This is a genomic window from Streptomyces sp. NPDC036822 (genome assembly GCF_055609145.1).
The window spans coordinates 145702-155297 of the sequence record NZ_JBVJPY010000015.1 but is presented as its reverse complement, the minus strand read 5'-3'; the positions used below and the strand labels follow the sequence as shown (position 1 = coordinate 155297).

Sequence of the window (9596 nt, the reverse complement as noted above, 5' to 3'; positions counted from 1 at the left end):
TGTGCGGTGAGGGTGGAGGTGAGGTTGCGGTGGGTGGAGAGGATGCCTTTGGGGCGTCCGGTCGAGCCGGACGTGAACATCACACACGCCGGGTCCTCGGGCTCCGGCCGCACCGCGAGACCGGTCTGCGGCTGTCCGGACAGGTCCGTCTCGTCCAGCGCGACCGCCGCCCACGGGCCGGTCAGCCGCCCGTTCTGCCCCGCGGTCGTCACGAGGGCGGTGATGCCGGCGTCGGTGGCGGTGCCGGTGAGGCGTTCGTCGGGGAACTCCGGGTCGAGCAGGGCGTATCCGGCGCCGGTCTTGAGCACGGCGAGGATGGCGACGGCCAGGTCCGGCGACCGGTCCAGGAGGATGCCGGCGAGGTGACCGCGTCCCAGGCCGGTGGTCGCGTGCAGGTGGTGGGCGAGTCGGTTGGCGCGGGCGTCGAGCTGGGCGTACGAGAGCGGTTCGTCGCCGAAGACGACGGCGGTCGCGTGGGGGCGTAGCCGGGCCTGTTCCTCGAACCGTACGGTCAGCGGCCTGTCGTCCACCGCGACCCGCGTGCCCGGCCACGCCTCCAGCACCCGCCGCCGCTCGTCGTCGTCCAGCAACTCGACGTCGGCGAGGGGACGTTCGGGGTCGTGCAGCACGGTGCCGACGAAGCGGACGAAGCGGTCCTGGTGCGCGGCCACCGAGTCGGTGTCGCACGTCTCCGGCGCCGCGTCGAAGTCGATCCTCAGTCCGTCCTCCGGACCCAGGTCGTAGACGGCCACAGCCAGGTCCTCCACCGGACCGTTCCCCAGGTTGTGCTGGGTGGTGGGCACTCCGAAGAACCGCATGCCGGGCGCGAACGCCATGATGTTCACCTGCGGGGAGGCGGACGGACGGCCCGCCGCGCCCGGCCGGTCCAGCCCCGCGAGTGGGGCGCCGCCCATCTCCTCGAACCGGGTCCGCTGCCGGCGCAGCCCCTGCCGGGTCTCACCCACGACGGACCGCAGGACATCCGCCAGAGTGGCCGAGGCGGGGACCGGGAGCCGCAGCGGGATGACGTTGGACACCATGCCCGGCGTGCGCCGGGCCGCCTCGGTGGTGCGCGCGGTCACCGGCAGGGCGAGCGTCAACTCGTCGGCGCAGGCCCCGGAGGCCCGCCGCACGTACGCCGCGACCAGCGCGATCACCATCATCGTCCAGGGCGCCCGGTGGGCCCGGGCGGTCTCCCGGAGCCGCCGCGCGTACGGCGCGGGAAGGGTCACCGTCCGCCGGACGAACGGCAGCGACCCTTCAGGAACAGGCGCCGACCGCCCGCTGCCGATCCTCGGGGACGGCGGCAGGTCCGCCAGACGCTCCCGCCAGTACGCCCGGTCGGCCGCGGCCTCCTCCGACGCCCGGTAGGCGTCGTCCTCCGCGAGCAGTTCGGGGAGCGACCCGAAGGGGCTGGGGCTCCAGGGCTCGCCGGCCTCGGCGTGTGCGTACAGCTCGACCAGCCGGGCGTCGAGCAGGGCGAGCCCCGCCCCGTCGATCACCAGGTGGTGGAAGCCGTGGAAGTAGAACCACAGCTCCTCACCGGCCTTCACCAGCGCGTGCCGGGTCAGCCAGTCCGAGGCCAGGTCGAAGGGCCGTGCCAGCTCCGCCTCCATCCAGGCCCGTGCCGCCGCTGCCGGGTCGTCGGCGCCGCTCACGTCCACCAGCGCAAGCTCCTGGTCGCCGGGGTCGGCGTGCAGCTCCTGCCACGGGCCGTCCTCGTCGGCGCCGATGCCCCGGACGCGCATGGCGTCGGTCTCCACGGCGAGTTGCCTGAACGCGGCCGCGACCAGCTCGGGATCGACCCGACCGCGCAGCTCCCGGTACTCGCCCACGTTGTAGCGGCGGCCGGAGGGGTCCAGCGCGTGGGCCAGCCAGATGTCGCGCTGAGCCGCCGACAGCGGCAGCCGTGCAGACGCCTTGGGGGACATGCGGGCGCTCCTCGGGGGACGGGACGGTCACGACGGGTTCGGCGCGGCGGGTCCGGTGTGAACGGGGTGGGGCGCGGGCCGGGCGGACCGGCCGCGCCGGTGGCGAGGACCGGGCACCCTCGGGTGCCCGGCCCTTCCGGCGTACGCCCATCCAATCCGTGCCGCCCGTCGCGGGGCGGCAGTTGTCCCGGTGCTTGAGGAGCAGTTCAGACGGCGGCAGTTGCCTGCGGCGCGGACACTGCCGCCGTGGGCAGCAGGGCCCGTATCAGGGCGGGCACCCGGAAGCGGGAGGCCCCCTCCTGGTGAGCCGCCCGGACGAGACCCGACAACAGCAGTTCGCGCAGCAGCCGGCCGCACTCGGGCAGACTGCGGCCGGTCAGGGCCGCCAACGCGGGCAGCGGGACGCCCGCGTCGGCGAGCACACCCACCGGGGCGCCCGAGGACACGGCGGGCGCGGGGCACAGGGCGGTCAGCAGGGCACGCTGCTCGGCCGGCAAGCGGTCGATCCGGTTCCGCAGGGACGCGCGCAGCCGGTCGTCCCGCCCGCCGAGGTGGTCGAGGAAGGCCGCCGGGTCCGCCTCCAGCGTGTCGCACAGGGCCGCCAGGTCGGAGACGACCAGCCAGGACGCGGCGGCGGACAGCGCCCCCGGGTGCCCGTCCAGGAGACGGCAGACGCGTACCGCCCGCTCCCGGTCGGCACCGGCCGAGGCGGCCGGCCCGGGCCGCACCCGCCGCACCTGGTCGAGGAACATCCGTACGGCCGGCTCACGCTCCGCCCCGGGGTCCGCGGGATCGCCGGGCCGCCCGGGGCCACCGCACCCGTCCGCGGCGGGGGCGGGCAACGGGCACAGCAGGAACAGCCGTTCACCGGGGGCCTGCCACGGCTCGTCGGAGGTCACCAGAAGACGCAGTCCCGGCACCTCGTGCTGGAGCCGGGTCAGCCGGTCGAGGCGGGGCGCTCCGGCCGGGGCCCCGTCGAGCACCAGCAGGACGGGACCCTCGCCCAGGAGGCCGCCCGCCGGCTCCGGGCCCGACGCGTCGGGCCCGCAGCCGTAGAGTCCGGCCACCAGCCGCTCGGTGAGGTCGGTCCAGGGGCCCGGCGCCGTCGGCAGGTACTCGCGGGCCGCGCCGGGAAAGGCGTGCCACAGGACCGGCATGCCGGAGTCGTGCAGTGACCTCGCCACGGCCAGCGCCACCCGGGTCTTGCCCACCCCGGGCAAGCCCGTCAGATGCGTCAGCCGCTCGGCGCCGTCCGGCGAGAGCTCCCGCACCAGGGTCTCGGTCTCCGTGCTCCGCCCCAGCAGCGGCTGCGGGGCGTCCGGCGGCGCAGGGGGCCCGGCGGTGACCCCCAGGCTTCTGCCGAGCTGTGCCGCCTCCTCCAGCGCGGCCCTGGCGCGCGGTCCCAGGCGCAGCGCGTCCGCCATCAGCCGCACCGTGTCCGTGCGGGGCCGTCTGGCCCGGCCGTGCTCCAGGTCGCGGATCGCCCGGACGCTGATGGTGGACAGGTCGGCGAGTTCCCGCTGGGTCAGCCCCATCCGCAACCGGTGCGCTCGGATCAGGGCGCCGACCTGCGTGTCCAGGGTGGGACCGGCGGTGAGGGCGGAGTTCATGTGTGCTCCCGGGGGGTGTGAGGAGTGCCGTGTCCCATCCTCGGGAGTCCGCTATCACGCCCCCATCGCCCGGCCGTCCACCGCGCCGCCCACCGGGCCACGCGCCGGGAGACGGCCCGCGCGCCGCTATCACGGATCCGGTCCGGGCCCCGCCCTGGCCCGGATCCGCGCCTCGGCCCACCCGTTCGTGCCGTCGGAGAAAGCGCGGCCGTGGTGTCAGTGGTGCGTGTGAGGCGCCTGTCATCGCGTGGGGATGCGGCCCCCGGGCCGGCGTACGGGTCGAGGCTCCCGCGCACACCCCGCCTATCGCCCCCCCACCTGCGGTCCGTCGGCTCCGGCGGCCCTCCGTGATGCCGTGATAACTGCGTGATAGGAGCGGGGGCGGTCCGGGGATTCCCGCCGTTCCTAGCGTGGTGCCCACGAAGAAGGAGACGCCCCGCAGCCCGGCGGGACGCCCCGACCGAAGGGAAGATCCCATGGCCATCGCCCACGCCGTCCGCGCCGCCGTCGTCACCGTCGCCCTGGCGGGAGCCGCCCTGCTCGGCACCCAGGCGGCCCTGGCCGACGAGGGCACCCCGACGGGTGGGACGACCGGTTCCTCCTCGACGCAGCAGGCCACGCCGACCCCGACCCCCTCCAGCGACAACAACCCCTGGGACTGACCGCTCCCCGGCCGCCCGGCCCTCAGCACCCCGGCCGCCCGGCAACCTCCCCGGCCCCCGGCAACCCAGCGCCCCCTGCAGCCCCCGGCCGGCTGTCGCCTCGGGCGCCCCGCCCCTCAGCCGCGGGCCAGCAGGCGCCGCGCCTCGGCGAGCTCCGGCTCCATCCGACGGTCCCGGAACGCCTGCTCCGCGCTGTGCAGAAGCTCCCGTGAGCGGTCCCGGTCGCCCGGACCGTCGCCCGACGCGAGCAGCCGCGCCAGATCGAGCCGGACCATGGCCGCACCACCCTGGTCCATGATCTGCTCCCGGATACCCAGCGCCCGGTCGAGACAGTCACGGGCCGCCGCGGTCTGACCCATCCCGGCATGCGCCAGACCGAGATCGCGCAGTAGATGCCCCTCTCCGATCACGTCGCCGCTGTCCCGGCACAGCTCCAGCACCTCGGTGAACGTCGCCACCGCACGGCTCAGTTCGCCCTGGCGCTGCTGCAGCTGGCCGGCCCTCCGCAGGGTCCGCGCCTGCCCGCCGGTGTACCCGACCGACCGGTAGATGCCCAGGGCCTCGTCAAGACGGCTCTGCGCGGCCGCACTCTGCCCCCGCAGCATCCAGATCTGCGCGCTCTGGGTGAGCACGATCGCCCGGCCCACCACGTCACCGGCGAGATCGAAATCCCGCAAGGCCCGGTCGTACAGCTCCAGGGCCTGGTGCTCATGGCCGCGGAATCGTTCCAGCAACGCCAAGTCACGATGGCACAGGGCGAGCCCCTGCCGGTCCTCGATCTCCGTGAACAGCCCCAGGGCCGAGGTCAGGGCCGCCCGCGACTCCTCGTGCTGACTGCGGCTCAGATACAGCGAGCCCAGCGACGCCAGGACGGCGGCGCTGCCCCGCTTGTTCCCCGCCGACCGGGCCGCTCCTAGCGCCACCTGATGCGTCCGCTCCCAGTGGTCGAGATAGCCCCGCGTCTCGAAGAGGGTGACCAGAGTGGTCGTCAGGTCCCAGCACACCTCGTCGAGCTGTTCGGCCGCCGCGTGCTCCACCGCCTGGACCAGGTTGGCGTGCTCGCTGTCCAGCCACTCCAGGGGGTCGGCGAGCAGCTCGTCCACATGGGCCGCCGGCGGCAGCCACCGCGGGGCGGTACCGTGCAGCACGGTGAAGTCGCCACCGTAGATCCGCCGGTGCGCCTCCTCGGCCAGCGCCATCCAGCCGCCCATCATCCGGCGCAGCGCGGCCGACTGGGTCGCCGGATCGTCGTGCGCGGTCAGCTGCTCCCGGGCGAACACCCGGATGATCTCGTGGAAGCGGTACCGGAACCCGCCGGTCGACTCCATGCCGACGACGTCCAGCATCTGTACGTCGACCAGCGGTTCCAGCAGGTCCGACGGGAAGGGGCGCCGGTCGTCCAGCAGAGCCCCGGCCAGCCAGCCGGGCAGGCTCGGTCCGCGGGCCAGGCTCAGCAGCCGAAGGAGCCGCCGGTCGTCGGAGCCCAGCCCGTCGTGGGTCAGGGAGAGGCTCGCCCGCATCGTCATCTCGCCGTGCGTCAGCTCGTCCAGCCTGTGCCGCTCGTTCGCCAGCCGGTGCACCATCGAGGCCAGGGTCCAGTGCGGCCGGGCCGCCAGCCTGGCGGCGACGATCCGCAGCGCCAGCGGCAGCCCGCCGACGGTCCGGATGAGCGCCTCCGCCGCGACCCGCTCGCCCGCCACCCGCTCCTCGCCGATCACCCGGACGAGGAGCTCCATGGCCTCCTCGGTGCCGAGCACGTCCAGCTCCACCCGGTGCGCGCCGGGCAGCCCGGTCATCCGGACCCGGCTGGTGACCAGCACCGCGCAGCTACCGGCTCCCGGCAGGAGCGGGCGCACCTGGCTCTCGGACGCGGCGTCGTCCAGCACCACCAGGACCCGGCGGGAGCCGAGCAGCGTCCGGTACATCTCGGCCCGCTCGTCCAGCGAGTCCGGGATCACCGGGCCGGGGATGCCGAGGGCGCGCAGGAACCGGCCCAGCACCTCGGCCGCCGTCGCCGGAGCACCGCTGGTGCCCCGCAGATCGCAGTAGAGCTGGCCGTCGGTGAAGTGCTTCTCGCCGGCCTGGTGGGCGATGTGCGTGGCCAGGGTGGACTTGCCCGTACCCGGCTTGCCGACGATGACGACGAGGCCCACGGCCCGGCGCTCGCCGGTCCCCAGCAAGGTCTTCTCGATGACCGAGATCCGTGCCTCGTGGCCGACGAAGTCGGCGGTGTCGGCGGGGAGCTGTCGCGGTACCTCGGCGGATAACGCGGCCACCGGCGCCCCGGCCGCCTCGGCGGCGGAGGGACGCGGGGCCGGCTCGCGTACGACGGTGGGCACCGGCCCGTCGGGCCAGGGTGCGCCCTCGTCCGCCGCGGTGCTCGCGGCAGCTTCGCCGTGGCCGGCCCGCGCGCTGGGTTCCCGCGGGAAGCCCGTGCCCGGCTCCGTACCGGCACGCGTGCCGAACCCCCCTGCGAAGCCCGCTTCGAGGACCCCGGCGGGCAGAGCACCCGACGGGTGGCCGACGCCTGCTCCCAGGAGCCTGGCGGCCCCGGCCCCGTGGCCGACGCCTGTCCCGAGGAGTCCGGCGGCTCCGGCCCCGGCTCCCCGGTCACCGGCGGCTCCGGTCCCGGAGCCGTACACGGCTCCGGACGCGGTTCCGCTCCCCGTCGTCGTCGGCCGGGTCCCGGCCGTCGGCCCGGTCCCGGGCCCGCCGGTCACGCCGCGGCCCGCCGGCGCGGAGGTGCCGGTCCCCGCGAAGGGGTCCCCGTGGTCACCCGCCCCGGCACCCGCGCCCCGCGCTCCGGGGTAGGCCCCGGCCCCGCGCTCGGCGTCGTCGGCCGACTGCCCGGGCCCGGCGCCCGTGGCCAGGTGCGCCCGGTCGCTCGCGCCAAGGCCCCAGAGGCGTGGAGCCGGGACCTCTCCGGCGAGGATCGCCGTTTCCAGCCGCCGTAGCTCCTCGCCCGGTTCCAGCCCCAACTCGTCCACGAGCAGCTGGCGACCGACCCGGTACACGTCCAGGGCTTCGGCCTGGCGCCCCGAGCGGTACAGCGCCAGCATCAGGCGGCCGCGCAGCCGTTCCCGCAGGGGATGCTCGTGGACAAGGAGCTGGATCTCCCCGACCAGCTGGTGGTGCCGCGCCAACTCCAGCTCCAGATCGATCCGGGTCTCGGCGGCCGTCAGCCGTTCCTCGTCCAGCTGCCGCGCCTTGCTGCGCAGGGTCTCGCTGGAGATGCCGCTCAGGCAGTCCCCCTGCCACAGGGCGCCGGCGCGGCGCAGCAGTTCGACCGCCTCGGTGGCACCGGCGGCCTGCTTGCCGAGCGACCGCGCGTCACCGATCCACCGGCCGAACAGCACCGCGTCCACGGAGCCGTCCTCCGTCTTGAGGACGTAGCCGGGCGGCCGGGTGGTGATGGCCGCGGCCACCTCCTCCTTGCCGAACAGCTTCCGCAGCCGTGACACACAGATCTGCACCTGCGTCCGGGCGGTGTCCGGCGGCTCGTCCTCCCAGATCAGGTCCACGAGGTAGTCGGTGCTGACGACCCGGTTCGCCTCTAGCAGGAGGGCGGCGAGGATCACCTCCTGACGCCCCGGTGGAATGCGCACCTGCCCGTTCGGGCCGTGCACGTGGAGCGGGCCGAGGATGCGGAAGACCACGGTCTCAGGAGCGTGAGGTCTCTCCCCGGGCGATACGTTCACTGACTCTCCCCGCAAGGAACACGCCCCAACCCGACAGACAAGCAGCGAAAACGACCCGAAAGACGCGAGTGCGGAGGTCAGTTTTCCCGCCGAGCACCGCATTTGTAAACGGTGTGGAGATCTGGTGCCGGTGATAGGCCCGCGATAGTGCGAGGTTGCGGCGGCGGAGGACGGTGGTACCTGCCGCCGCAAGGCAGGAGGCGGGCGTACGAAAGGACGTGTCATGAACAGTCGTCAGGCGAGGCGGCTGCCGCCCAGCAGTCTGATCACCGACTCCGGAGTCGACCACGTGCGGCTGGCCTACCACTACCTCGACACGGGGGATCTGGACGGCTTCTCCTCCCTGCTGGACGAGGACGCGCGGCTGGAGAGCCCGGCACCGGGCTGTCGCCACCACATCGAACGGATCGTGGCCTCCGGCGACTGCGTGGTCGCGATCGGCCGGCTCACCCCGCAACAGGTCGATTTCGTGGACGTGTTCACGCTCTCCGCCGAGGGCATGCTGCGCAGCCGCCGCCGTTACGCGGCCCATCCGCGCGTCTCCGCGCGCTGATCCGGAGCTGTTCGGTCCATCCGCGCCTCTCCGCGCGCCGAACGGGCTGCCGTCACGCGCTCCCGCGTCCTGCCCCCGTGGCCGGCGTCGGCCGTGGGACGGTGTGCGGTGCCGTTCCCCGACCGCCAGGTGTACGTTCCCTCCATGGACGACGGCTGGCGGGCGGACCGGATCGGGGCGGCCCTGCGGGGTGAGAACCCGACTGTCATCCGCCGTTTGACCGCGGGCTTCGCCGTCATCGGGGACGTGCAGTTCCTGCCCGGCTACGCGGTCCTCCTCGTGGACGAACCGCGGGTGCAGAGGCTGTCCGAGCTGCGCAACGCGAAGCGGCTCGCCTTCCTGACCGACATGGAACAGCTCGGCGAGGCGGTCGAGCGTGTCTGCCGGCGCCGGGACCCGGCGTTCCGGCGGGTGAATCTCGAGATCCTGGGCAACACGGAACCCTTCCTGCACGCGCATGTCTGGCCGCGGTACGGCTGGGAGCCGCCCGACGTCGTGGGCGCCCCGGTGTGGCTCCATCCGCGGGAGCGGTGGAGTGACGAGCGGTCCCGGCTCGGGCCGCGCCACGACGCGCTGCGTTCGGAGATCGGCGGCGAACTGGACCGGCTGCGGTCGACGGCCTGACGGGCGAGCCGGCGACCGGTCGCCGCAGCGCGTCGCCCGGCGCCGCAGCCCGTGCCTCGTCGCCGTGGCCCGTGGCTCGCAGGCACACCCCGTACCTCGCGACCGGAACCCGTGGCCCGTCGCCCGTGGCTCGTAACCACGCCCCGGAGGCCGTACCCCCGTCGCCCGCCGCTCGTGCCTCGCGGCCCGGAGCCCGTACCTCCTGGACCGCCGTCGCCGTTGCGTTGCCCATGCCCATGCCCATGCCCATGCGCATGCCCTCGCCGTCGAGGATCGTGTCCTCGGAGCGCGCACCCGGCGACCGCTGACCGGTCGGCACCGCTCTGCGCAACTTTCCCTCCTTTCAGCCTTGTTGGCGGGTCCCAAGCACCGCGCGGCGGGATCTGTCCACCATCGTGTGACATTGCGAGCGGTGTGCCACCGGCAGACAGAAAGCGATTACACAAGTCGCTGCACGAGCCTTGCCCCCCTCCCAAGCACCGCCCTATTGTCGCGGCCAGAAAGCGCTTTCTGAGTTA

The 9596-nt window shown here is 74.4% G+C and carries 6 protein-coding genes; 3 read left to right on the top strand and 3 right to left on the bottom strand.

What is annotated here, in order from left to right:
- Together ACZ68P_RS28495 and ACZ68P_RS28490 are read right to left on the bottom strand one after the other, a co-directional pair.
- A partial coding sequence (locus ACZ68P_RS28495) for a condensation domain-containing protein (RefSeq protein WP_471011149.1) occupies positions 1–1931 on the bottom strand: 1931 nt, incomplete at its 3' end.
- 206 nt (positions 1932–2137) lie between these two features.
- Positions 2138–3541 carry a helix-turn-helix domain-containing protein gene (locus ACZ68P_RS28490; protein WP_471011148.1) on the bottom strand — a complete coding sequence of 468 codons (1404 nt, stop codon included), beginning with the start codon at positions 3539–3541 and terminating at the stop codon, positions 2138–2140.
- 476 nt (positions 3542–4017) lie between these two features.
- Between ACZ68P_RS28490 and ACZ68P_RS28485 the strand changes: the two genes are divergently transcribed.
- Positions 4018–4203 (top strand): hypothetical protein, encoded by a 186-nt coding sequence (locus ACZ68P_RS28485; protein ID WP_471011146.1) that lies wholly within the window; start codon positions 4018–4020, stop codon positions 4201–4203.
- Positions 4204–4319: 116 nt separating this feature from the next.
- Here ACZ68P_RS28485 and ACZ68P_RS28480 read toward each other — a convergent pair whose 3' ends face one another.
- The gene (locus tag ACZ68P_RS28480) at positions 4320–7859 is read right to left on the bottom strand and encodes an AfsR/SARP family transcriptional regulator (RefSeq protein WP_471011143.1); all 3540 of its coding nucleotides are present in this window, start codon (positions 7857–7859) and stop codon (positions 4320–4322) included.
- A 265-nt stretch (positions 7860–8124) separates the two neighbouring features.
- Between ACZ68P_RS28480 and ACZ68P_RS28475 the strand changes: the two genes are divergently transcribed.
- Entirely contained in the window at positions 8125–8454 is a 330-nt protein-coding gene (locus tag ACZ68P_RS28475; protein ID WP_471011142.1) for a nuclear transport factor 2 family protein, read from the top strand.
- 144 nt (positions 8455–8598) lie between these two features.
- Positions 8599–9078, top strand: coding sequence for a diadenosine tetraphosphate hydrolase (locus ACZ68P_RS28470; RefSeq protein ID WP_471011139.1), 480 nt, complete (start codon positions 8599–8601; stop codon positions 9076–9078).
- The last annotated feature ends 518 nt before the right edge of the window (positions 9079–9596 follow it).

What these genes read in the sequence shown, in the direction of transcription:
- ACZ68P_RS28485 (WP_471011146.1), top strand. Translation starts at nt 4,018, where the DNA reads ATGGCCATCGCCCACGCCGTCCGCGCCGCCGTCGTCACCGTCGCCCTG.
- ACZ68P_RS28490 (WP_471011148.1), bottom strand. Translation starts at nt 3,541, where the DNA reads ATGAACTCCGCCCTCACCGCCGGTCCCACCCTGGACACGCAGGTCGGC.
- ACZ68P_RS28470 (WP_471011139.1), top strand. Translation starts at nt 8,599, where the DNA reads ATGGACGACGGCTGGCGGGCGGACCGGATCGGGGCGGCCCTGCGGGGT.
- ACZ68P_RS28475 (WP_471011142.1), top strand. Translation starts at nt 8,125, where the DNA reads ATGAACAGTCGTCAGGCGAGGCGGCTGCCGCCCAGCAGTCTGATCACC.